Origin of the sequence: Kitasatospora sp. MAP5-34, from assembly GCF_029894335.1 — a bacterium.
In the GTDB taxonomy this organism is placed as follows: domain Bacteria; phylum Actinomycetota; class Actinomycetes; order Streptomycetales; family Streptomycetaceae; genus Kitasatospora.
Window position 1 is genome coordinate 127402 of record NZ_JARXZC010000011.1, and the last position, 22435, is coordinate 149836.

Here is a 22435-nt window from a genome sequence, read left to right on the forward strand (position 1 = left end):
TTCGATCATTAGAGACCCGGTGTCAGCGGAACGCAGCCTCCCTTGACGCGCCGGATACGCGGCGCGAGCACTTCTTGACGGATTCCTGACGTCGGGGAACCGGCCGTCGGCGGTGATCCGCTGGTGGACTACCCTCCTGTTCGGCCGGGCCGGGGCCGGGACGTCCGCCCGGCCCCTGTCACTACGCCCCAAGGAGTCGCCCGGTGCGCACCCGGATCCGCACAGCCCAGACCCACGGCTGCACCGGACGGCTCCGCTGATGCGCGGTGGGGTGTTCCTGGAGGCCGACTGGCGGCGCGAGACGCTGCGCACCGACCTCTGGCTGGTCCCGGCCGTGGAGGCCTCCGTGCCGGAGGAGGCCGACCGGCAGGACGTGCGGGGACGCTACGACGCGCTGCTGGCCCTGCACGACGGCTCGGTCCTGGGGGATTCCACCGCCTGAGCCCCCCGCGACGGCTCAGTCCGCCGGTACCACCGCGACCGGGCACTGTGCGTGCTGTACGACGGCCTGGCTCACCGAGCCGAGCCGGCCGAGTGGGCCGCGCGCGGCGCCGTGACGGCCGACCACGACGAACTGGTGCGAGGCGGAGAGCGCGACCAGCTCCCGGGCCGCGCCCGACCGTACGGAGACCGTCGTCACCTTCACCTCGGGGTGGTTCTGGCGGTACCCGGCCAGCACCTCGGCGAGCAGACGTTCCTGCTCGGCCTTGATGTGGCTCTCCTCGAAGACCGGCCCGGACGCGTGGCCGATCCCGGTGGCCAGCGGGTAGCTCCAGGCGTGCGCGGCCACCAGCGGCAGACCGCTCTGCCGGGCCGCCTCGAAGGCGAAGGTGAGCACGCGATCCTCGGGCGCCCGCCCGTGCACACCCACCACGACGCCACCGGCCGCCGCCCGGTCGGCCGCCGGGTGGACGACGATCACCGGGCAGGTGGCGTGCGCGGCGACGTGCAGGCTCGTCGAACCCACCAACAGGCGCGGGAAGCCGCCCGAACCACGTGCCCCGAGCACCAGCAGCTCCGCCTCCCGGGCGGCGGCGACCAGGGCGTCCCGGGCGTGGCCGTCCACCAGTTCGGTGGTCACCCCAGGTCCGGATGGCGCAACCGGGCCTGTTCGCGGGCCGCGCCGAGTGCCTCCTCGCCGGCGTCCCTGCCGAGGAAGCTCTCCCGCCCGGTGAACGCCTCCGTCAGCTCGCCGTACCAGGCGTGCAGGAGATGGAGCGAGCCCCGGCGCAGCCGCGCCTCGTCCGAGGCCCGGTCGACGGCGTCGTGACTGGCGTCCGTACCGTCGATCCCGACGATCACTCGGTACCGCATGGTGTACTCCCTCGCAGTTGGGCTTCCGGCGACGCGTCATCCGGCCTGGGGATCTCCCGCTGCTCCCATGGTCACCCGGCCACCGCCGGGCGGCCCGCCGTCGTGGCCCGGGGGCCCGCCCTCCAGCCGCCGCCGTCGCGACGGCCGGCGTGAGGGCGGACCTGTCGGGCGGTCCGCCGGGGTGCCAGGGCCCGCCGGGTCGGAGCGGAACGCCGTCGAATCGTCAGATCCGGGACGGGAGGGCCGGTTGGTCCACGTGCTGACGGGGTGTTGGGGGCCCGGACGTCGTCGTGTCTGGCATAGGGCTTGCAGGTCCGCGGGGTACGTGCCTTTGCATGGTCGGTGGGCGTTGGGTATGACATGGAAGACACCTCTGCTGAGAACGCCCGTTCGCTCGCCCGCGAGGCGTTGTCGATGCTCGGCCAGCGCAGATGGGACGCCGCCTCGGCTCTCGCCGCAGTCGCGTTCGTCTACGCGCGGATGGCCTCGGCGATGCCCGAACCGAAACCCACCGTGCTGCCCGGCTCCCGGACACACCCGGTGGCAGCTGCCGACATCGACGTCCCGGACCTGCTGCTGAGAGCTCACCGGGCCGTCGAGCAGGCCGGCGGCCGGATGTACTGCGCCGACCTCGCCAACGCGCTGGCCCTGGACGCCCAGGTGCTCGCCACCGAGCTCAGTTCGCTCTTCCGGCATGTCGGCATCACCCGTCCGGGCGCGGGCACTCTCCCGGTGCCGGGCGGACAGTCCCGTCCCGGCTACCTCGCCGACACCCTGGCCGCCGCGATCGACGCCTACCGCAGCCTTACGGCGGTCGGCCCCCCGCGACTGTAGGGGGGAGGCCGTCGGGGGTGAGGTGGACAGGGGCTCGTCCCACCCCGACGGCCGGAGAGTGGCGTCAGCCTCCCGCCGCTCCCACGAGCCGGCCGATGCCGAAGGTGACGGCCATCGCCAGCGCGCCGCCGAGAACGAGCCGCGCGACGGCCGGCCGCTTCTCCGAGCCGCCGAGGACAGCGCTCACCGCGCCGGTGAGCGCGAGGGCGAGCAGGACCACGGCGAAGGTGACGGTCACCCGCCATCCGGCCGGGGGCAGCAGGATGGCCGCCAGCGGCAGCAGCGAGCCGAGCGTGAAGGCGAGCAGCGAGGCCCGCGCGGCCTGCCAGGGATTGGTCAGGGCCTGCGGATCGATCCCCAGCTCGGCGTCGGCGTGGGCGGCGAACGCGTCGTTGGCCGTCAGCTCCTGGGCCACCTGGCGCGCGGTGGCCGGCTGGAGGCCCTTGGCCTCGTACAGCGCCGCCAGTTCCGCGATCTCCTCCTCGGGGAACTGCTGGAGTTCCGTGCGTTCGACGGCCAGCAGCGCGCGCTCGGTGTCCCGTTGGCTGCTGACCGACACGTACTCGCCCAGGGCCATCGACACCGCTCCGGCCACCAGTCCCGCGATGCCGGCGGTGAGGATCGGTCCCCTGGAGGTGGTCGCTCCGGCCACACCCACGACCAGTCCGGCCGTCGACACGATGCCGTCGTTGGCGCCCAGCACGCCGGCGCGCAGCCAGTTGAGCCGTCCCGCCAGGCCCTGCGCGTGCGGCTCGGTCTCGTGCGCGGAGTCGGAGGGGTCGGACGGGTCGGTGGAGCCGGCGGTGGGGACCGAGTTGGAGTCCGATCCGGCGGTGCTCATCAGGGCTCCGTTTCGACGCGGGTCGCGGGCGACGACTTCCCCATCCTGCCCCGGCCCGGGTTCGGGTGCACAGGAATTCGTCACCTTGGCATTCGTCACCTTGGCGGGAGGTGGTTCAGCAGGGGGTGCCGGTGGTGGTGCCGGTGGTGGTGGCTGCGCGGAGTGCCGCCTGCGTCAGGGTGCTCGCGGTCCGTACAGCGCTGGCCACGGCTTCGTCGGGGCCGAGCCGGCAGAGGTCGGTGAGGCAGAAGATCGCCTCGGCGCTCATCACCACGGCGAGGTCCCGCTGGAGCTGGGCGAACGCCTCGGGGGCGGCCGTCGCGAGGGTGTCCGCCAGTGGCGCCAGCGCGTGGTCGATCAAACCGAACCGGATGCCCGGGCGGGTCGCGGCCAGTTCGGGGCGGGTGATGGTGGTCGAGATCATCGCCCGCACCGCGCCCTGGTAGGCCAGCACCCCACGCAGCAGGAACTCGCAGGCGAAGGCGATGCGTTCGACGGGGTCGTCGGACCCCGCGACCGGTTCGAGCGCGTCGGCCGGGCTGGGCCACAGGCCGACCATGGCTTCGGTCAGCAGCGAGACGAGGTCGGGGAAGTACCGGTACGCGGTGGCCTCGGAGACCAGTGCGGCCCGTGCGACCTCGGGCATCGTCACCTCGTGGCCGGAGCGGATGAGCTCGCGGGTGGCCTCGACGATCGCGGTCCGCGTCCGCAGCTTCTGGTTGGTCCGGCCGGTCGGGGCCTGGGTCGCCGTCATCGGTACGTTCTCCTGTCCTCGGTGCCGATGTTATCAGTCCGGACTCTCTTCGTGAGAGGGCACTTGTATATTGAGGGTCGACATCCTGCGGTCGGATCGTAGGGGTTGACTCTCGCGAACTTTCCCGACCGGCCTGCGCCGAGCCTGAGGAATGACCTGAGGAATGGTCAGATGACACCACCGGCCGACCGGGGCCGGTGCCCGTCTCAGCCGTCGGTGGCGGCGGAGTGGGCGGCGGGCGCCTCGGCGTGTTCGGGGACGATGCGGTGCAGGCCCCTCCGGTCGTAGTACGACGTCATGGCGAATCCGAAGGCGAGCGCGGCCGTCAATCCCACGGCCATCATGATCCACGCCCGGGTGAGCCCGGCGTCGGCCTGGGCGTTGAAGTAGAGGATCGCGCGAACGCCACCGGTGAGCTGTCGCATCGGCTCGAACTCGGACAGCACCCGGTAGAAGCCGGGGAGCGCCTCCAGTGGGACGGTCGCACCGGAGGAGGGCAGGGCGAGGGCGATGAAGACGAACATGCTGATCAGCTGACCGATCCCGCCGAATGCGGCGAGCAGGGCCTGGACGCCGATCCCCACAATGGCCGTGGCACAGAAGGAGAACACCCACAACAGCGGCAGGTGGGAGGCGTCCATGCCCAGCACGACGACGGTGGCGATCATGATCAGGGTGGAACTCAGTACCGAGAGCCCGACCGACATCGCGCAGGTGACCGCGAGGGTCTGGGTGCGGCTGATCGGGACGGTCGGCAGCTGGGTCCGCAGCGGGCCCAGCTCGCTGGCCGCGTAACCGAGTGCCACGTCGACGCTGTTGCTGATCACACTGGCGCCGAGGAAGCCGGCCAGCACCAGCAGCAGCGTGTAGTAGAAGGCGGTCAGGCCCAGACCGCTGTGCATGCCGATCGCGTGGCCGACCACGACGTTGACCGTGATCGGGTCGGCGATCAGCAGGCGCGTGGCATTGATCGGGATGCTGCCCGCCGCCTGGGACTGGGCCCGGGCCTGCGTCTGCAACTGGGCGCCGAGCTGCGCGGATGCGGTATGCGCCGCCAGTTGGGCGATGGAGGTGGCCAGTGAGGAGGCCAGGCTGCCGGCCCCGGGATTGGTGAGAACCGACATCGTGGGCCGGGCGGGTGGCTGCGGACCGGAGGCGCCGAGCGCCGCCACGGCGGCGGTGAAGCCGTCCGGTACCTCCAGGACCGCGTACAGCTTCGACGAGGTCAGGCCGTCCGCGGCACCGGCCGCGTCCAGCACCCGCCAGGACACCTGGTGCGCCGGGTCCGGGGCGGTGGCGATGCCGGCGGTGATCTGCGCGCCGAGATTGGTCGGTTGCCCCGCCACCACCGCGCCCCGGTCGAGGTTGACCAGCCCGATCGGCATGCGGTGCAGGTCGCCGCGCGGGTTGAGGATGCCGCCCATGTAGACGAGGGAGAGCAGCAGCGTCACCAGGCCGATGATGATCGTCGGGACCAGCCAGACCCGTGGGGTGCGCAACACCCGGGCGGCCGTCGCCCCGGTCTTTCCGGTCGTCCCTGCGGTACCCGCCGGGTGTTCGCTCGAAGGCATGGCTCTCCCCGGTGTCGGAACCGCCGTATCGCCCCACAAAATATCCGCTATGCGTGGATTTGGTCCGCTGCCTCGCCCGGCGGGCCCGAAAGGGGCGCCGGAGCGGTGCGTTGTCCTCGCGGGTGCGGGTGCGGGTGCGGGTGCGGGTGCGGGCGGGGTGACGGTGGGTCGGGGTGACGGTGGGTCGGCCGGGTCAGTTCGCCAGTCGGGTGCGGGCCAGCGCGTGGGCGTGGTCGAGCGCGTCGGCGGCGGCGCAGGGGACGTCGGGCTGCACGCCGGTGCCTTCCCAGTTCGTACCGGAGACGGGGTTGACGGCCCGGCCGACCGGGATGTGGGCCTCCAGGTGCGAGTGCAGTGTCCAGCTCTCCCGGGGGTGGGCCCCGCCGCCGGTGCGTTCGCCGACCACGACGGCGCGGCCGAGTTGCTGCAGGTCGTAGGCCAGCTCCTCGGCGCCCGAGAAGGAGCGGCCGCTGGTCAGTACGTACAGCGGCTTGCTGCCGCCGAAGCGCGCGCCGGGGACGTGCGGCGGGCTCCAGGACTGCTCGAGTCGGTCGCCGTCGCGGTAGTACATCGTGTTGAGGTGGGTGCGTTCGTCGAGCAGGTAGCCGCAGACGAAGGCGACCGTGTCCGGATCGCCGCCGAGGTTCCCGCGCAGGTCCAGAATGAGCGCCTGGGCCCGTGCGGCCAGGGTGAGTGCGGCGCCGAGCGGCTCGGCGGCCCAGGCCAGCGGGAACAGGGCCGGGGCCAGCTCCAGGACGGCGACCCCGCCCGCCAGCAACTCGAGCCTGGGCGCGCCGCCGAGCGAGGTGTCGAAGTCCCGGCGCATGGCCGCGAGAGAGGCGGCGCCCTGCTCCTGCGGAATCTCCTCGGGGTGGTACTTGAGCCTCAGGTGCCCGTCGCTGTTGACGGACTGCAGATCGGCGGTGACCAGCCGGCCGAGCTCCTCCGCGCTGTCGACCTCGTACGCACCCTCGGCGAGCCGTCGGTGCAGCAGGGCGGCGAGCTGCTCGGCCACCTCGGGGAAGACGTAGTGCTCGGTGAGGAGCCGGGTCAGCTCGGTTATGACGGGGGAGGGCTGAAGCTGAGTCAGAATTGTCATGAGGGGGAGTGAAGCACCGCTCTTGCGAAAGCGTCAAGAGAGTTAGACACTTACCTCATGCCCGAGCACCCGTCATATCCGCCGCCTCCCGAGGACGTCCAGGAGATCGGAGCACCCGAGCAGTTCGCCGCGCTGGCCCACCAGTTGCGACAGCGGCTGCTCTTCGCGCTGAGCCACCGCCCGGCCACCATCAGGCAGCTCGCCGCACAGCTGGACGCGACCAAGGGCAACGTGGCCCACCACCTCAAGGTGCTGCGCGAGGCCGGGCTGGTCCACGTCGCCGAGACCCGCCAGGTGCGCGGCGGCACCGAGCAGTACTACCAACGTACCGCCCGCCGCATCGCCGTAGCCGAGCCCCAGGCGGCCGGCACCGCCGCGATGCTCGGCGCGGTCGCCCAGGAACTGGACCGCTCACCCGCTGAGACCCTGTCGCTGCGTCACCTGCGGCTCAGCCCGACGAAGGCGCGCCAACTGGGGGAGCTGCTGACCCGGTTGGTCGACGAGGCGGAGGAGGAGCCGGAGGACCAGCCCGTGCACGGCGTACTCGTGGCGCTGTACCAGCACTTCCAGCCGGATGACGCCGAGGCTTCCGGCGGTGTGGACGGCGGTGTGGACGGCCGCGTGGACGGCGGCGCTCGAGCCGACGTCGGCGGTTCCGGGTAGCGGCGCCCCCGGCTTGGCAACCTCCCCGACGGGCGCCGTTCACCCCGGTTGGACAGGAGCGTCGAGGCGGGGCTGCGCCGGGTACCGGGCCGGTGGTTCGTGAAAAGGCTCGGCGCGGGGGCGGGTGAGCAGCGATGATGGCTTGATGACCTCTCCCAACGGCCCGCGTCAGGCGAGCAACGACGCTGCGATGTTCGCCATCTCTCTGCTCAAGGCACGCGTCGGTGCCGGCTCCGCCGAGGCAGCCCTGGTGCCCTTCACCGAACTGCTCGACGGCTTCGAGCAGAGGTTCGGCGCCGAGGGCCTACGGCTGCTCGTGGCCCATCTGGCGGAGATGACGGCCTCTTTCGTCGGCATCGGCCGGGGCGCTGACATACGCCTGGAGGCTTACGAGATGGAGCTGATGCGCAAGCAGCAGTCCGGAGGCTCGCCCGGGGCCTGAGCCACCGTCCGCTTCACCTTCAGTGGGCGACCCGGGACAGGTCCGGTCTCGCCGCCCGCAGCTCCGGCGAGCCCCGAGCCCCGAGCGGTGAGTGGTGCCGCGTGCGCCGGGGGCGCGTGGCGGAGGCGTGCGCCCGTAACCCGGCCCCGGGCCACCTTCCAACCGGCACCGCCGTCCGAGCTGCGACGGTGCGCGGACGCTCGGTGGTCGGCCCGCTCGTCCGTGAACTGCCGGGGAGTTCGGGGGGAGTGGTGCCGGGCGCTCGCCGGTGCCGGCGGTGTGGGCTCGGCGTTCGGTGTTGGGTTCGGTGTTGGATTCGGCGTGGGGTTCGGCGTGGGGTTCGGCGACCTCAGTGGCCGAGGTGGGACGCGAGGTCGGATCCCAGGTTTGCGATCTTGGTGAGGTCGCCGATGTCTGTGACGGTGCCGACGGGGATGCTGTAGGTGTGCTCCTGGCGAGAGGGGGCGGGGTAGGCGGTGCCGCCCGCTGCGGCTGCCGTCGTGGTGGCGGTGAGGGCGGCAGCGGCGAGCAGGGTGCCGAGGAGGGTGGTTCGGACGAGGGTGCGCATCGGGGCCTCCGGAAGCTGGCGGTGTGTCGGCCTGATCAACTGTCGGAGGGTGTCGCGGTCACGGGTACGGTCCGTCCGGGTTGGCCCGGGAGCCCTCGGTCTCGGCATCGGCATCGGCATCGGACGAACGGCGGCTGGGTGGCGGGCCACCGTTGCCGCCTCAGCGTCGGGGGGAAATCCGTTCGACGGCCGGGTCGGTACGGGCCATGATTCGCACTTGTGACGACGCCGAAGCAGTCCCCGGTCCAGGCCGCCGCCCGGAACAACGCCGAGTGGTGCGCGACGATGAGCCGGTCGCACGGCTTGGCGGGCGAGTTCGGGCCGCAGGCCTGGGCCGCCCCGGCCCGTACGCCGCTGTACTACCCCGACGCGGTGACGCTGGTGCCGGGTGCCGACCCGGCCGCGCTGGCGGCCCGGATCGACACCGCCGCGCCCGGTGCCTCCGTCAAGGACAGCTTCGCCGACCTCGACCTGACGGGGGCCGGTTTCCGGGTGCTGTTCGAGGCACAGTGGATCCATCGCCCGGCGGGTGCGCCCGCCACCGCGTCGGATCTCGGCTGGAACGTCGTGGGCGACCCGGACGCGCTGCGCGCCTGGGCGCTCGCCTGGGATGACGGGGACGGCAACGCGGACCTCTTCCGGCCCGAACTTCTCGACGACCCCGCCACGTTCGTGCTCGCCGGACAGTCCGCTGACGGCCGGGTGGTCGCCGGTGCGGTGGCGAGCCGCAGCGACCAGGTGGTCGGAATCTCCAATGTGTTCGCGCTGGACGGGGATTCCGACGCGGCCTGGCCGGTCGTTCTGGACGCAGTGCACCGGCTGTTCCCCACCCTGCCGGTGGTCGGCTACGAGCACGGCGAGGATCTGGCAGCCGCCGTCCGCCACGGCTTCGAGCCGGTCGGTCTGCTGCGGATCTGGCTGCACGGCTAGGGACTTGTCCGGCCTGATGAACCGTCCTCCACGGCCCGGCACGCTCCCCCGTGGCGTGCCGGGCCGCCGACCGGTGCCGACCCCTCCACACCCGACCGGCCCGGCGCGAGATGGAAGGCGGCGTGCCGCTGCGGTGTTCCTCGTCGAGGATGTCAGGACGCCGCCCGGCCGTGTTGGCGCTGCGTCGACAGTTCCTTCGCTCTGCGTCTACTCGCCTGCGAGCCCGGACAGCGCTCGATGCCGGTGCTCGCTGGGTGAGAGGCCGTACGCGGCCCGGAAGGCGCGGCTGAAGTCGCCGGCGCGGGGGATGCCCCAGCGGGCGGCGACGGCGTGGATCGGCATGGCGTACAGCGCGGGGTTCGCCAAGTCGCGGCGTGCCTTCTCCAGCCGCTGGCGGCGGATCCAGGCGGCGACCGGCTCGCCTTGTGACTGCTGGGTGAAGAGGCGGTGTAGATAGCTGACGGAGATGTGGTGCGCGGTGGCGATCACGGACGGCGACAGTTCGGGATCGTGCAGGTTCCGTCGGATGAACGCCCGGACGTTCTCGACCATGACCCGCTGCCGGGCCTCCTCCGGCAGCGCGGCCTCGGCGTCCAGCTCCCGGGTCAACCAGGCGGCCACCAGGTCGACGACGACCCCTCCCAGGCGGGGTGCCTCGGCAGGTCCCAGGGCGGCGGCCTGCCGGTCCAGGCCGACGAGGAACTCCGAGAGCAGCGCACCCGTACCCTCCCGCCCCGAGAAGCCCCGGCCCAGCAGGTCGCGCAATCGGTTCGGCGGCAGCGGCAGCAACGATGCGCGGAAGTCGACGCCCACTGCTTCGACCCGGAGTTCCCGTCGTTCGGTGGCGCGGGCGCCGAAGGCCCGCAGGTCGAACGGATGCGAGCTGTGGAGCATGTGCAGGTCACCTGGCCCGAACGTCGCTGTCCGACCGGCGTCGCGCGTCAGCGCCAGGCCTCCGTCGAGCAGCAGCGTCAGGTTGTACACCTCCGGATCCGACTGCCGCACCATGCCCGCAGTCCGCCGGAACCGCGCCGGCGGGAAGGACGTCCTGAGAAGGGTCACCGGCCCCAGTTCCAGTCGCCGCATCTCCGCCGTGAAGTCGTCGGTGTGGGCACTGGTCACCTCGCTGGCCCGCGTCTGCCCGATCAGTTCCCGCCAGCTGTCGAACCGTTCCTTCCCGGACGGGTTGTCACTCCGGAACACGCTCCCCGTCCTCGCGGCCACGCTCTGCTCGCCCGTCAGGTGCTTCCTCGTCAGGTGTTCCACCGTCAGATTCCCCTTCGGGGTAGCCGGTCGGGGTGGGGCCGGGGGCTGGTGGTCGAGCTGGACGGTCACCTGTTGCTCCTTGGTGATGATGGCGGCGGTGCCGGGGCGAGGGTCCGCATGGTCGACGGTAACGGGAACGATGGTCGGTGGGACGGGCCGGGTCACGCGGTGGCGCTCCAGGGCGGTCGGCCGGCGGGCGGGGTGCGGCAGGACAGCGCTGACCCGGTTCGGCACGGGCGGTGGCGGCTTGGTGGAGGCGCGGAGCTCGCGACTCCATATTCGATGGACGTTATGCGGCCCCTCGGCAACGCGCGGGCCAAGTCCCCGCCGCACCAGGCGTTCTGCCTCACCGGGGCACTGCGGGCGGCCGACCTGGTGCGCGAAGCACCGTTGCGCGGAGCGGTCATCGCCGACCGCTACCTCGCGTCGGTCATCGACAGCCACGCCGCCGTTCACCAGCCCTCGGACGAGGACGCCCGACGGGCCGCGCAGGATGACGGTCGTCCGGCCGGGCCGGCGCGGGCGGGCCCGGCCGGCGTTCCCCCACGGAGCGACGACCGGGCCCGAGCTGGGCAACAGGGCCCGGCCGACGCTCCCCCCACGGAGCACAGGCCGGACCCGGTGTTGCAGCTGACGCCAGCAGAACGCAGCGTACATGTCAGTTCTACGTACGGCTACCACGCGTCGTCCCCGGGATTGCCGGGGCCGGCGACCTGCCGGTCAGTAGGTGGACGCGCAGTCCCGGCAGATCGGCTGGCCGTTCTTGTCCTCCCCGGCGAGCTGGCTGCGGTGGTGGACCATGAAGCAGTTCACGCAGGTGAACTCGTCCTGCTGCTTCGGCAGCACCCGGACGAAGAGCTCCTCGTCGGAGAGGTCGGCGCCCGGCAGTTCCAGGCCTTCGGCCGTCTCGAAGTCGTCCACGTCGGTGGTGCCGGCCGACTTGTCGCTCCGGCGGCTCTTCAGCTCCTCGATGCTGTCGTCGTCCGCGTCGTCGCTGTTCTTGCGTGGGGCGTCGTAGTCGGTTGCCAAGGCGTTGCCTCTTCGTCCAGTGGGTGGAGGTGCGGGTCGGTGCACCAGCCTGCCTTGTCCGCGCCGGGCGCGGGTCCGCGACACATGATCCTTGCGCCCGTTCGGATGACGCTCACCGGCAGGCCCGCGCAGCCGTCGGCCTGTCCGTCCCTGTCGGGCGCGGTCGCCGGGTGCCTGCTCAGGTGTTGCGTAGCGGTCCGCACCGAGGGGCGGCGACGGGCGCGGCCATGGCTGCGCCCGTACGGGCCCGTGGTGGGGAGGGACGGTCAGCGGAGCCCCTCGAGCAGGGGAATCGTCTGCTCGGGTCCCGGGAGAGCGTTGATCTCGTCCCGGATCCGTTCGGCGGCGCGGCGGTAGTTCTGGTCGGCCAGTACGGCCGATACCGTGGCGTGCACTTCGTCCGGGGTGACGGTCACCGGGTCCAGGACCTTGGCGGTACCGAGTTCGACGCACCGCCGCGCGTTGTACGGCTGGTCCGCGCCGTGGGGGAGCAGGACCGACGGCAGGCCGTGGGCGAGCGCTCCGACGAGGCTGCCGGAGCCGCCGTGCGAGACGGCCAGATCGCACTGCGGGAGGAGCTGCTCCTGTGGAACGAACCTCTCGACCCGGATGTGCCCTGGCAGCGGCCCGAGTTCTGCGGGGTCGACACGGTCGCCGACCGTCACGACCACGTTCGCGGGAAGGTCCCGGAGCCCGGCCAGGACCCGGGTGAACAGGTTGCTGGTGTTGTTCACGGTGCCGAGGGTGAAGTACACGGTGGGTGTGCGCGGGGTGGGTGCGTGCGTGCTGGTGACGGAAGGGCTGGTAGTGGACGGACCGGTGGCGGCGGTCTGTCGGAACGAGAACGTGTCGGCCGGCAGAGGGAATCGCGGGTCGCGGAAGCTCGGCGGGAACGGCGACAGGACCAACTTTCCTTCCAGCATGGCGAGTTCTGGATCCGATGGCAGACCGTACTCGGCTCGCAGTTCCCGCAGCGGCTCGGCGACGACCTCCTTTCGCAGAAAGCCCCCGGCGCCGAGCACGAGGATGGTCGCGCAGGGAATCGCGAGCGATTCGGCCGCTATCGCGCTGCCGAAGTCGACCTCGTCGCGCACCAGGACATCGGGCTTCCAGGTGCGGGCAAGTTCAAGAACCGCCGCAGCGTGCCGCCGTGCCCCGCGTCGGCCGAAGCCCTCTGCGAGCTGCCGAACCTCCGCCTCCGGGTCGGGTGCTGTCAGCGGCTCGCTCGTCGCCGTGACGGTACGTTCGCGCGGCTCGCTGGTGGCGAAGGCGGTGAATCCGGCCGCAGTGATCTCAGCCACCCGCCCGCCCCCACCGGCCACCGCGACCGTGTGCCCTGCGGCCTGAGCGGCACGGGCCACTGGGATGAGAGGGCGGAAGTGACCGCTGCCGGCGATGAACGTGAACAGGATTCGCATCGGGCGAGGCTATCGCCACTGTGGCTTCCGAGTAGGGGTTTTCGGAGATTTGATGATCATGGTTCGGGTTCTACCGGACCTGCCCGTCAGCTCGGCGGCCCGTCAGCCGGTGGGGTAGCGAGCGATGCGGCGTAGGCCGCGAGGATCGCGAAGTCGTCCTGGCGCAGCCCGATCCGCGGATTGACGTGGTGCAGCAGGGCGGGCGCGGCGTGGTTGGAGGCCACGTGAGCCTGGTCCGCGTCGCCCTGCTCGTCGTCGACCCAGACGAACGGCCGACCGTCGGCGTATGCCACCAGTGGCGCGGTCTTCCAGTGGACTCCGTCGGGGCGCTCGCGGTGCAGGGCAGCGCCGAAGTCCACGAACGGCAACTCGGGCAGGCCGAGCACCGGACCGATCCACTCGTTCGCGTCACTCATCCAGGTCGTGGCCCAACACAGCTCGTAGCCGAGCGCCAGCAGCGCCGGCCCGTGGCCGGGGTTGAGCCACACCCGCATCGGCCTGCGGTGAGTCCGTGGTAGCCCCGAGTCCCACGCGGTCCTGTTCTTCAGAGGCACCCGGAGTGTGGTGTAGCCCTCGGGACGTTTCTCAGGTTTGGCCGCGTACGGATTGAGGGGGCCGTCGACATCCAGGAACAGCAGCGGTCGACTCATCGGCGTCCCTTGGTCCCCTCGGCCTTGCTCCCGGACTGTCGTCTGTCGTGTCCTCAGAAGCGGATCTGCCGAAGCATATCTTCGGCGCGAGCTCGCCACCGAGGTTTACTGAGTGCCCGCTGCCACTGCACTCCTATGCCGACGCGCCATCAGCCTCTTCGCGCAGCGCCAGCCATTCCTGAAGCTCGATCAGATTTCCGTCCGGATCCTCCAGGTATGCGACCCGTATCCGGTCGCCCATCGGTTCCGGAGCCCGGATGAACTCCGCTCCCCGTGAGGTGAGTTCGGTGTGAGTGGTGTCCAGGTCGTCCACCCGCAACACCACCAGTGCGCGAAAGCCCGTCGGCTCTGCCCCCAACCGCCCGAGCACGTCGGCCATCTGGGCCCGATCCTGCAGCGCGATCGCGGCGTCTCCGATGTCGGGGCTGAGCTTGGCGTACGGGCCGTTCTCGGCCTCGAACTGCGGCTTGAGTCCGAGTACGTCCCGGTAGAAGCGGTAGACGGTGGGGAAGTCGGACACCAGCAGGCGTATTTGGGTGAGTTCCATGGTGACCTTCTTACCGTAGTTCCGGTTGCATCGCGATCCCCGAAAGGATCAGCCGTGATGGTCCGAAAGGCTGCGACGGACCAGGGTTGAGGGGAGGTCAGGGACGCTTCCAGTGGGCGGCGAAGGCGTGGGCCGGATTGGTGACGAACACCGACTCGGCGAGGCCGGTGCCGAACTCGCGGATGATGCGCGGACGGAGCGAGTTCAGCAGGTGCGGCATGCCCGGGACGCCTCGGGCGGCGGCTGTCGTGGTGTCCCCGCCGAGCAGCAGGCGGTCGGCGTGGCCGGACTCGGCGAGCGCCGCGAGGGTGTCGAAGAGGTGATGGTCGGTCGCGTGGTTGCCACGTGACGGTCCGTCGAGGGCGACGTACGCGCCGGCCTCGGCGGCCTGGCGCTGCAGCCTGAGATCCGGGAAGCGGTTGAGGTGACCGAGGATCACCGACCGCGCGGGCACCCCGAGCCGCCCGCAGAGCAGGTCCAGTACGTCCAGCGCGCCGGTGCCGAGTTCGTGGTGGACGGCGATCGGCGCGCCCGTCGCGTGGTGTGCCTCGGCGGCTGCGGCCATCGTCCGGCGGGCGTGGGCGTCCAGGCCGTGGTAGCCGCCGGCCACCTTGATCAACCCGGCTCGTACGCTGCGCTCGTCGACGCCCTTGTCGACGCTCTCGATGGCGCTCTCGATGGCGCTCTCGCCGACGAGTTCGGTGATGAAGAGCTCCGCCAGGTCGAGACCCCGCAGCTGCTCCGGGTCGTAGTGGGCCGCCTGGTGCAGCCCGGTCGCCGACACCAGGTGCACACCCGTCGCCCGCGAGAGCGTGACGAGTTCGGGGAGCCGACGGCCCAGGCCGTACGGCGTCCACTGGACGACGGCGCGGCCGCCGAGCGTGGCGAACGCCCGTAGCTCCGCCTCGGCCGCCGCCGGGTCGTCCAGCTCCTGACCGGGGAGCAGGGGGCTGCTCATGAAGAGGTGGTCGTGGGCGTCGCAGACCCCGAAGTCGCCGGGCGGGAGCTCGCCGAGGACGGTACGGATCGTGGCCGGGGTCACCGGTCCGTACCGTCCACGGTCCCGGCGCCGGCCTCCTGCTCCGCCTCGGCCAGGGTGGCGGCCGCGACGCGCAGGCCCGCGAGCGCCTTGGGCGTGCCCACGTACGGAGCGAGGTGCACGAACACCTCGGTGATCTGCTGGGGTGTCAGGCCCACCCGCAGGCTGCTGCGGACGTGGTCGGAGAGCTGCGGGTCGACGCCGCCGAGCGTGGTGAGTGCCGCCAGGTTGAGCAGTTGGCGGTCGCGCAGGTCGAGGCCCTCGCGCTGGTAGGTGCCGCCGAAGAGGCTGGTGACTATCCAGTCGGCGAAGCCGGGTGCGATCTTCTCCAGCCCGGGCAGGGCCGCGTTCTGGGTGGTCTCGTCCTGCAGGACGTCCAGCAGTCGGTAGCCCGCGTCGCGGTCCAGCTCGGCGGGGGTGAGGTCGGGCATGGTGTCGGTCCTTGTCGCGAGCGGGGAGGGCGGGTCGCCCTACTGTACATACTTGTAGGTACAGAATGCTAGATCGGACCGGGAAGCGGCCCAGGTCGCAGATGAGAGAGTGCGGTACGGGTGCGGGCGGCAGCCCGGCTCTTCAGGGCGTTGCTGCACATTGGCGCCGTTCGGCGCAAAGGGTGCAGGGGAGGCCGGGCCGCCGGATGGCGGGCTGACTGCTCATGGGGCTGACTACCCGTCGGTGAACGGCTGGGTACAGATCGCGGTCAGGCTGGGCACGCCTTGGCACGTCCCGGCTGCGGTGGAGATCGGGGCGAGCAGAGTGACGGCGACGCCGATCTTGGCGGTGTCGAGCCCGGTCCCAGCGGCCAGCGTCCGGGAGGATTTCAAGCCGAACAAGCTGGTCTCCGTCGGCTTCGACGGCGTTGGCGGATGCGAGCCCGCGTTTGCGTGTTCCGGTGGGGGTGCCTCACTATGGCGCGGTGTCAGTGGGCGCTTGGAGAGCTTTATTCCGTCATGCGGCTATTATTCCTGACCGCATTCGTAGTGTTATCGCCGATATAGGGAGTCTGTCCTTGCCTCGGCCGCCAGCATGACTGTCCGTCTCATCCGCTTCTGTGTCTGGAAGTCCGTCTGGTTTGAAGATGTCATAGAACCGCCCATAGGGCAGCGGAACGGAGTCTTCCGCCACGTTCATGCAGACGCTGTGCCGTGAGCCAGCGGAAGCCGTACCCCAGCGACCTGTCCGACGCCCGATGGGCCCTGATCGAGCCGAAACTGACGGCCTGGCGGAAAGCCCGGCTCGACCGCAGGCCCACCGGACAGCCGGCAAAGGTCGAACTGCGCGACGTGTTCAACGCGATCCTCTACGTCAACCGCACGGGAATCCCCTGGAAGTACCTCCCGCACGACTTCCCCAACCACGGCACCGTCTACGCCTACTACGCCGCCTGGCGCGACGAGGGAATCTTCGCGGAACTCAACTACGACCTGACCGGCCTCGCCCGCGTGAAGGAGGGGCGCAACCCCGAGCCGACAGCATCCGTGATCGACACCCAGAGCGTGAAGACCTCCACCAACGTGCCCCTGACCAGCCAGGGAACCGACGCCGCGAAGAAAATCGTCGGCCGGAATCGCGGCATCCTCACCGACACCATCGGGCTGATCCTCGCCGTGACCGTCACCGCCGCGAGCCTGTCCGAGAACGCCGTGGGAATCCACCTCCTCAACCAGGCCAAGAAGACCTGCCCGAGCATCTCCAAAAGCTGGGTCGACACCGGCTTCAAGAACGCCATGGTCGAGCACGGAGCCAGCCTGGGAATCGACGTCGAGGTCGTTCACCGGAAATCGGACCTCCCCGGATTTCACGTGGTGAAAAGGCGGTGGGTGGTCGAACGAAGCCTCGGGTGGATCATGCTGAGAAGGCGCCTCGCCCGCGACTACGAGACCCTCCCGGCCAGCTCCAAGGCCATGATCCACATCGCCTCGATCGACAACCTCACTAAGCGCATAACGGACGAGAGTACACCAACCTGGCGAGGCACTTACTAGGACATAAAGGGCAAACTACTCTCATCAAATGTCCTCTGACAGCTTCAGAGGACGTCACCGTCGGCAAGTTGCTCCTGGCCGAGTACGACAGGGTGAAGGAAGAGCAGAAGACCCGAATAGGTTTCCGGGACAACCTCCTCTACGTCACGCTGGCTGCGATGATGACAGTACTGATCGGTACAGCGCAGACGCACCACGTCACACTGCTGTTGGCATTGCCTGCCGCCACCTCGGTCCTAGGGTGGACGTATCTGGTGAACGACCAGAAGATCAGCGCGATCGGCCGCTACGTCCGCACCGAACTCGGACCGCAGCTGGGCGCACTCGCAGGTGAACAGGTAAGCCTCTTCGGATGGGAGACGGCCCACCGCCGCGACGGCCGCCGCACGCAGCGAAAGATCATCCAGTGCACAGTGGACCTCACCGCCTTCGCGGCCGTCCCCATGACAGCCCTGACCGGCTACTGGATCTACGGGATAGGCGGAGCTCTACCAGTGACCGTCTCCCTCCTTGAAGTTGTCGCTGTTGTCTTTCTGGCTGTTCAGATCGCCCTCTACGCCGAGACCGGACCGTAGCGGCACTTGTTGGCCCGCCCGGCTCTCAGTTGCTGTCCGCCGGGTTGAGTTACTCGTCTTGCCGACCTGGGCGACGGTAGATTCTGAGCAGTCCGGCAGTTGCCCGAACGAGGGTGGGGGAGGGTTTCGTGCCCGCGGAGCGACAGGTTTCCGATTCGTACCAAGCCGCCGTCGAGCGCCTCGGTGGCGAGGACGCTGCTCTCCAACGCTCCGCGCTACGGGAGTTGGAGGCTCTGGCTGTTGGCTGTCCCGGGCAGCGGCAGCCGGTGGTGGATGCGATCTGCGGCTTGCTGCGCACGAGGACGGAGGCCGAGATGGAGGTGCAGCACGCGGACGTGCGCCGGGAGGCCCTGCGGGTGCTCGAGTCGAGGCTGCGGCCGGGGGTTTCGGGCGGGATGGAGTTCTGGGAGGGCATGAGTGTCGATCTCTCCGGTGCCGTGCTGGTGGATGCCGATTTCAGTGGTTGCCGGCTGACGGCTGGGCGCTTCGCGGACACCAGATTCCAGGGGGACGCCTCGTTCGAGGGCGCGCGGTTCGGGGACGCGCTCTTCTGGCGCGCCCTGTTCGAGGGGGACGCCGGATTCGCGGGCGTGCGGTTCGACGGGGACGCGGCGTTCGGGCGGGTGCGGTTCCACGGGGACACGGACTTCGAGGATGCCCGGTTCGGTGGGATGGCCTGGTTCGGGCGCGGTGAGGAAGGGCTCGACGAGGACGACGCGGTCTGGGAGACGGTGGGGGAGCCCGGATGGGCCCCGCTGCCGTGGGACGAGCTGAACGAGAAGGACCCGGGCTGGCCGATTGCCGTGCTGGTGGAGGATTACCAGGAGTGGACCGAAGGCGGGGACGGCGCTCGGTTCAACGGCCGCGCGTCGTTCCGGAACGCGCGGTTCGACGGGGCCGCCTGGTTCTGGAAGGCCCGATTCGGCGCGGGTGCGGCGTTCGGGGGCGCCAGGTTCAACGGTCCCGTGCACCTCGACCAGCCCACCGTGGACCTCACCGGTGCCCGGGCTGCTCTCCCAGCCGACAACGACCCGCAGGACTGGCCGTTCGGATGGAGAGCGGATATCGAAAGGACGGCGGAGCCCGAACACGATGGGTCGACACCACTCGTTCCGGACGAATCCGTCAGCCCTTACGCTCGCCAACTGGCCGACAGCAGCTGCCAGGTGAGGCTGTCCGGCCTGCAGCTCATGCAGGCCCTCGGCGATGCTGCTCCGGAGCTCAGGCAGCGCATTGTGGACGCCCTCTGCGAGTATCTCCGGATACCACTGGACTTCGACCTCGCCGACGGGACCGCTGCCCGCACGGCCGACCAGGCCGAGGAGTTGACGGTACGGCGCGCCGCCCAGCGGATCCTCACCGAACGGCTCCGCCCCCGCCCGGCAGCGGGGGGTACACAAGTGCCCGCGCCTGGGTCGGAGTTCTGGGGCGACCTGCGGCTCCGGCTCTCCGGAGCCACCCTGATCGACTTCGATCTGACGGAGTGTCAATTGACCGCCGGCGACTTCTCGGGCGCGCAGTTCTACGGCGTCAGCTCGTTCGAGCGGAGTTCGTTCGGTGAGCGCGCCAGCTTCTGCCTCGGCGGGGGTGGCGAGGGTACAGCTTCCTTTCACGGTGACGCCAACTTTGCCGGTGCCCGGTTCACCGGGGAGTGGCATCGTGGTTGCTGCGACCTGCACGCGAACTTGGCGGGCTGAGTCGGTGCGGCCGGTCCCGCCGCCAGCCAGGGCGACCAGGCCGGTGGTACCTACCGGTCAAGGGCGTGCTGGTCAGGCGGGTCGAGGTGTTCGCGGCAGTTCGGCGTCCCAGTCGAGGAGTTGCAGCAGTTCCTCGTCCAGGCGCGCGGCAGGGCGTTCGGAGTCGCGCGCCTGCGGTGCGGTGCTGCCAGGGGCCTGGTCCCCTTCCGTGGTCCTGCTCGCGGTGAGTTGGGCGCTCACGGTGAGGTTCCGCTCGGCGCGGGGCCTGCGGTGCTGTTCGTAGGAGTCCAGTGCGGCGCCGGGTGTGTCCGCGTCGCGCAGCGCTTTGGCCAGCACCACGGCGTCCTCCAGCGCCATCGAGGCGCCCTGTCCGGTCGCGGGTGAGGCCGCGTGGGCCGCGTCGCCGATCAGCACGATGCGTCGGCTGTGCCAGCGGTTGCCGGGGCGCAGGTGAAGGGCATTGGTCGCCATGAGCCGGTCGCCGGTTGCCGCGACGATGTCTGCGGCGGGTGTCCGGTCGGGGCGCAGGAGCGGCAGCAACTGGTCCCGCCACTGCCTCGGCGTCGTACCGGTGATCTCTTGGGCGGTCAGCGCCGGGCCTGCCACCCGCGCGAACCAGAACGTCTCCCCGGCGGGGGAGACCAGGTAGCCGAGTGCGGCGCCGCTGCCACGGACCATGGTGATCCGGTCCTGGGCGTCGGGTGGCGGCGTGGCGTCGGCGGTTAACTCGTCGGTGGTGAAGTCGTGGGCAGTGAAATCGTAGGCGGTGGTGTATCCGTAGAAGACGCGCTGGCCGGCGTAGTCCGGTCCGGTCGCGGCCGGGTCGAGCTGGGCCCGCACGGCGGAGTGCAGCCCGTCGGCTCCGACGATCAGGTCGGCGCTCGCCGAACTGCCGTCCGCGAACGTCGCGGTGGCGCCCGTCGCGCTCTCGGTGACGGTGGTGAGCCGCGCCGCGTGCCGGATCCGGATCCCACGCCGCCGGACCTCGTCCTGGAGTGCCGCGCCGAGGTCGGCACGGCGCAGGCAGCGGTAGCGGGTCAGCGGGCGCTCGTGCTCACCCAGCGGAATGGCCGCGAGTCGGGCACCGGTCTCGTCGATGACGCTCATGCCGGTGATCGGGAAGCCGAGGTCGGCGACCGGTGCGGCCGCGTCGAGCTGCGCGAGTGCGTGCATGCCGTTGCTTGCCAGGGTGAGGAAGGCGCCGATGTCCGCCCCGGTGTCCGGATGCGCCTCATGGACGGTGACTTCGAATCCCGCCTTGTGCAGCGCCAGGGCAGCCGCTGTTCCGGCGATGCCGCCGCCGATGACCATGATCGCTGTCAACTCGGTCCCCCCTCGTCACGCCGCCCTGCCGGACTCCACTGCGGCACCTGCCATCAACTTCCCATCACGACCATAGCTTTGACGTGCTGGACCTCCGGACCGAACCGGCGCGTGTGTCCGGATTCCGCTCCCCCTGCCCCAAGTCCCCGGTGCCGGAGGGGAGTCGGCACCGGTAACTCGGGCGCGTACGGGTACGGCTACTTGTTGGCGGCGGCGTCCTGGGCCTTCTTCTGCAGGTCGCCCAGCACCTTGACCGGGTCACCGGAGACGGCGGTGCCGATGCTCTGCTTGATCTGGGCGGAGACGGCATCCCAACTCGTCTCGCCCAGCGGGTAGAAGGAGGCGCCGGGGAGCAGTGCGAAGAACGGCTCCAGGTCCTTGTGCTTGCCACTGGAGGTCATGTCGGTCAGGGTGTCCTGGGTGACCGGCATCAGGTTGTACATCTCGTCGAACTTCTCCGTGTTGTCCTTGGAGTAGGTGAAGTCGAGGAACTTCTTGATCTGCTCCCGGTGGCCGTTCTTATTGAAGGCCATCATCCAGTCGGCCACGCCCAGCGTGGACTTGAGCGCACCGCTCTTGCCGGGGATGGGGGCGACGCCGTAGTCGACCTTGCCGTCCTTGGACATCTGGATCAGCGAGGGGTGGCCGTTGAGCATGGCGGCCTTGCCGGCGGCGAAGTCCGCGAAGGCGGTCTTGCGGTCGGTGGTGGCGGGGTTGGCGTACGTCAGGCCGGGGTCGACGAGGTTGGTCTTCAGCCAGCTGAAGGTGTCGATGTTCGCCTGGCTGTCGAGGGCGTATCTGCCCGAGGAGTTGGTGACGCCGCCGCCGTTGCCGAGCTCCCACATCATGCTCTCGCCCTGGGCCTCCTCGGGACCGAGCGGCAGCGCGTACGGGGTGACACCGGGGACCTTGGCCTTGATCAGGGAGGCGTCGGCCTTGACGTCGTCCCAGGTCTGCGGCGGCGCGGTGATCCCGGCCTGGGCGAAGATCGCCTTGTTGTAGAAGAAGGCGCGGGCCGACGACACGAACGGGATCCCGTACTGGGTGCCGTCGACCTCCCCGGCCTGGGAGAACGAATCGATGAACGAGGCCTGGGCGCTGATGGACAGTACGTCGCTCGCCTTGTACAGCAGCTTGTCGGCGACCTTGTCGGCGTAGCCGCCGGTCTGCAGGACGTCCGGCACGTTGCCACTCTGGATCATCGTCTTGACCTGCTTGTCGATGTCGTTCCAGTTGATCACCTGGACGTCGACCTTGATCTTCGGGTTGGCGGCCTCGAAGGTCTTGACCAGGTCGTTCCAGTACAGCGTCGAGCTGTTGGACGCCTTGTCACCGTAGTCGGCCGCGACGAGCTTGAGGGTCACCGTCCCGTCTGCGGCGGTCCCGCTGGTGGTGCTGCCGCATGCCGTGAGGCTGAGGGTACCGACCGCACAGACCGCCGCAAAACTGAGCACACGCTTGTTCACTGCCGTTACCGCCTTCGCGCCTTCGGACCCGAGCCTGACCGGGTCCACTCCTGGAATTTCAGAGCCGGAACAGTCTTCGGATCACTGCCGGGCGAGCAACCAGGTCGGTGGCCACCTGCCCGGTCGCCGGGTGGGCCGACTGGCGGAAGCCATGCGTGAAACCGGCGATCTGCTGGCTGAAGCTGCGTGGACTCGGCAGGTTTCGATCAGATCCGAAAGGGCCCTGCTGTGCCGCGAAGTATTCACGAGCGAGACCCTTGGGTCCATACGCTGTTATTGGACTGTTGCGATTCGGTGGCCTGCGTGCTGGTCCGAGGCGCTGGTCCGGAGCGCCGACCTCCCGGACTTGTCGCTCTGTCAGGGCGGTGTGTGCGGTGATCGCTTTCAGGCGGGTGCTGCCTTGCGACGGGATTCGCGTGCGCAT

25 protein-coding genes are annotated in these 22435 nt (G+C 70.2%); 8 read left to right on the plus strand and 17 right to left on the minus strand.

Annotation, left to right across the window (positions count from 1 at the left end):
• The first annotated feature begins 259 nt into the window (after window positions 1–259).
• Entirely contained in the window at window positions 260–442 is a 183-nt protein-coding gene (locus P3T29_RS12685; RefSeq protein WP_280716485.1) for a hypothetical protein, read from the plus strand.
• 15 nt (window positions 443–457) lie between these two features.
• Here the strand turns inward: P3T29_RS12685 and P3T29_RS12690 are convergent, their stop codons facing one another.
• Both P3T29_RS12690 and P3T29_RS12695 read right to left on the minus strand, forming a co-directional pair.
• Complete coding sequence (locus P3T29_RS12690; RefSeq protein ID WP_280716486.1) at window positions 458–1081, minus strand: universal stress protein; 624 nt, start codon at window positions 1079–1081, stop codon at window positions 458–460.
• Entirely contained in the window at window positions 1078–1314 is a 237-nt protein-coding gene (locus P3T29_RS12695) for a universal stress protein (protein WP_280716487.1), read from the minus strand. The genes P3T29_RS12690 and P3T29_RS12695 overlap by 4 nt, the downstream gene beginning before the upstream one ends.
• A gap of 360 nt (window positions 1315–1674) precedes the next feature.
• Here P3T29_RS12695 and P3T29_RS12700 point away from each other — a divergent pair, with 360 nt between their 5' ends.
• Window positions 1675–2148, plus strand: coding sequence for a hypothetical protein (locus tag P3T29_RS12700; protein ID WP_280716488.1), 474 nt, complete (start codon window positions 1675–1677; stop codon window positions 2146–2148).
• A gap of 64 nt (window positions 2149–2212) precedes the next feature.
• Here the strand turns inward: P3T29_RS12700 and P3T29_RS12705 are convergent, their stop codons facing one another.
• The 4 genes from P3T29_RS12705 to P3T29_RS12720 form a co-directional block, all read right to left on the minus strand.
• On the minus strand, window positions 2213–2989 hold the full coding sequence (locus tag P3T29_RS12705; RefSeq protein ID WP_280716489.1) for a VIT family protein: 777 nt from the start codon (window positions 2987–2989) through the stop codon (window positions 2213–2215).
• A 115-nt stretch (window positions 2990–3104) separates the two neighbouring features.
• Window positions 3105–3743, minus strand: coding sequence for a TetR/AcrR family transcriptional regulator (locus P3T29_RS12710; RefSeq protein WP_280716490.1), 639 nt, complete (start codon window positions 3741–3743; stop codon window positions 3105–3107).
• 206 nt (window positions 3744–3949) lie between these two features.
• Window positions 3950–5314 (minus strand): DUF3533 domain-containing protein, encoded by a 1365-nt coding sequence (locus P3T29_RS12715; RefSeq protein WP_280716491.1) that lies wholly within the window; start codon window positions 5312–5314, stop codon window positions 3950–3952.
• 193 nt (window positions 5315–5507) lie between these two features.
• A complete protein-coding gene (locus tag P3T29_RS12720; RefSeq protein ID WP_280716492.1) occupies window positions 5508–6413 on the minus strand; it encodes a S41 family peptidase in 906 nt (301 codons plus the stop codon).
• A 57-nt stretch (window positions 6414–6470) separates the two neighbouring features.
• Between P3T29_RS12720 and P3T29_RS12725 the strand changes: the two genes are divergently transcribed.
• Together P3T29_RS12725 and P3T29_RS12730 are read left to right on the plus strand one after the other, a co-directional pair.
• The gene (locus P3T29_RS12725) at window positions 6471–7076 is read left to right on the plus strand and encodes a winged helix-turn-helix domain-containing protein (protein ID WP_280716493.1); all 606 of its coding nucleotides are present in this window, start codon (window positions 6471–6473) and stop codon (window positions 7074–7076) included.
• Between the two features lie 145 nt (window positions 7077–7221).
• Complete coding sequence (locus P3T29_RS12730) at window positions 7222–7518, plus strand: hypothetical protein (protein WP_280716494.1); 297 nt, start codon at window positions 7222–7224, stop codon at window positions 7516–7518.
• A 349-nt stretch (window positions 7519–7867) separates the two neighbouring features.
• Here the strand turns inward: P3T29_RS12730 and P3T29_RS12735 are convergent, their stop codons facing one another.
• Window positions 7868–8086 carry a hypothetical protein gene (locus P3T29_RS12735; RefSeq protein ID WP_280716495.1) on the minus strand — a complete coding sequence of 73 codons (219 nt, stop codon included), beginning with the start codon at window positions 8084–8086 and terminating at the stop codon, window positions 7868–7870.
• A gap of 219 nt (window positions 8087–8305) precedes the next feature.
• On the opposite strand from P3T29_RS12735, the gene P3T29_RS12740 reads away from it, so the two are divergent.
• Entirely contained in the window at window positions 8306–9016 is a 711-nt protein-coding gene (locus tag P3T29_RS12740; RefSeq protein WP_280716496.1) for a hypothetical protein, read from the plus strand.
• Between the two features lie 207 nt (window positions 9017–9223).
• Here P3T29_RS12740 and P3T29_RS12745 read toward each other — a convergent pair whose 3' ends face one another.
• The 8 genes from P3T29_RS12745 to P3T29_RS12780 form a co-directional block, all read right to left on the minus strand.
• Window positions 9224–10447: a helix-turn-helix domain-containing protein gene (locus tag P3T29_RS12745; RefSeq protein ID WP_348532821.1), complete on the minus strand. Its 1224-nt coding sequence runs from the start codon at window positions 10445–10447 to the stop codon at window positions 9224–9226.
• 555 nt (window positions 10448–11002) lie between these two features.
• A complete protein-coding gene (locus P3T29_RS12750) occupies window positions 11003–11311 on the minus strand; it encodes a DUF4193 domain-containing protein (protein WP_280716497.1) in 309 nt (102 codons plus the stop codon).
• 266 nt (window positions 11312–11577) lie between these two features.
• Window positions 11578–12729: a glycosyltransferase gene (locus P3T29_RS12755; protein WP_280716498.1), complete on the minus strand. Its 1152-nt coding sequence runs from the start codon at window positions 12727–12729 to the stop codon at window positions 11578–11580.
• An 86-nt stretch (window positions 12730–12815) separates the two neighbouring features.
• Window positions 12816–13379, minus strand: coding sequence for a hypothetical protein (locus P3T29_RS12760; protein ID WP_280716499.1), 564 nt, complete (start codon window positions 13377–13379; stop codon window positions 12816–12818).
• A gap of 133 nt (window positions 13380–13512) precedes the next feature.
• Complete coding sequence (locus P3T29_RS12765) at window positions 13513–13926, minus strand: VOC family protein (protein ID WP_280716500.1); 414 nt, start codon at window positions 13924–13926, stop codon at window positions 13513–13515.
• Window positions 13927–14023: 97 nt separating this feature from the next.
• Window positions 14024–14968, minus strand: a complete 945-nt coding sequence (locus tag P3T29_RS12770) for a phosphotriesterase (protein WP_280716501.1) — start codon at window positions 14966–14968, stop codon at window positions 14024–14026.
• Window positions 14965–15396, minus strand: coding sequence for a carboxymuconolactone decarboxylase family protein (locus P3T29_RS12775; protein ID WP_280716502.1), 432 nt, complete (start codon window positions 15394–15396; stop codon window positions 14965–14967). The genes P3T29_RS12770 and P3T29_RS12775 overlap by 4 nt, the downstream gene beginning before the upstream one ends.
• A gap of 234 nt (window positions 15397–15630) precedes the next feature.
• Window positions 15631–15798, minus strand: a complete 168-nt coding sequence (locus tag P3T29_RS12780) for a hypothetical protein (protein WP_280716503.1) — start codon at window positions 15796–15798, stop codon at window positions 15631–15633.
• A 312-nt stretch (window positions 15799–16110) separates the two neighbouring features.
• Here P3T29_RS12780 and P3T29_RS12785 point away from each other — a divergent pair, with 312 nt between their 5' ends.
• From P3T29_RS12785 to P3T29_RS12795, 3 genes are all read left to right on the plus strand, one after another.
• Entirely contained in the window at window positions 16111–16950 is an 840-nt protein-coding gene (locus tag P3T29_RS12785; protein ID WP_280716504.1) for an IS5 family transposase, read from the plus strand.
• 68 nt (window positions 16951–17018) lie between these two features.
• The gene (locus P3T29_RS12790; RefSeq protein WP_280716505.1) at window positions 17019–17525 is read left to right on the plus strand and encodes a hypothetical protein; all 507 of its coding nucleotides are present in this window, start codon (window positions 17019–17021) and stop codon (window positions 17523–17525) included.
• A 113-nt stretch (window positions 17526–17638) separates the two neighbouring features.
• The gene (locus tag P3T29_RS12795; protein WP_280716506.1) at window positions 17639–19222 is read left to right on the plus strand and encodes a pentapeptide repeat-containing protein; all 1584 of its coding nucleotides are present in this window, start codon (window positions 17639–17641) and stop codon (window positions 19220–19222) included.
• Window positions 19223–19294: 72 nt separating this feature from the next.
• Here the strand turns inward: P3T29_RS12795 and P3T29_RS12800 are convergent, their stop codons facing one another.
• Together P3T29_RS12800 and P3T29_RS12805 are read right to left on the minus strand one after the other, a co-directional pair.
• Window positions 19295–20545: an FAD-dependent monooxygenase gene (locus tag P3T29_RS12800; protein ID WP_280716507.1), complete on the minus strand. Its 1251-nt coding sequence runs from the start codon at window positions 20543–20545 to the stop codon at window positions 19295–19297.
• Window positions 20546–20742: 197 nt separating this feature from the next.
• The gene (locus tag P3T29_RS12805) at window positions 20743–22011 is read right to left on the minus strand and encodes an extracellular solute-binding protein (RefSeq protein ID WP_280716508.1); all 1269 of its coding nucleotides are present in this window, start codon (window positions 22009–22011) and stop codon (window positions 20743–20745) included.
• Between the last annotated feature and the right edge of the window lie 424 nt (window positions 22012–22435).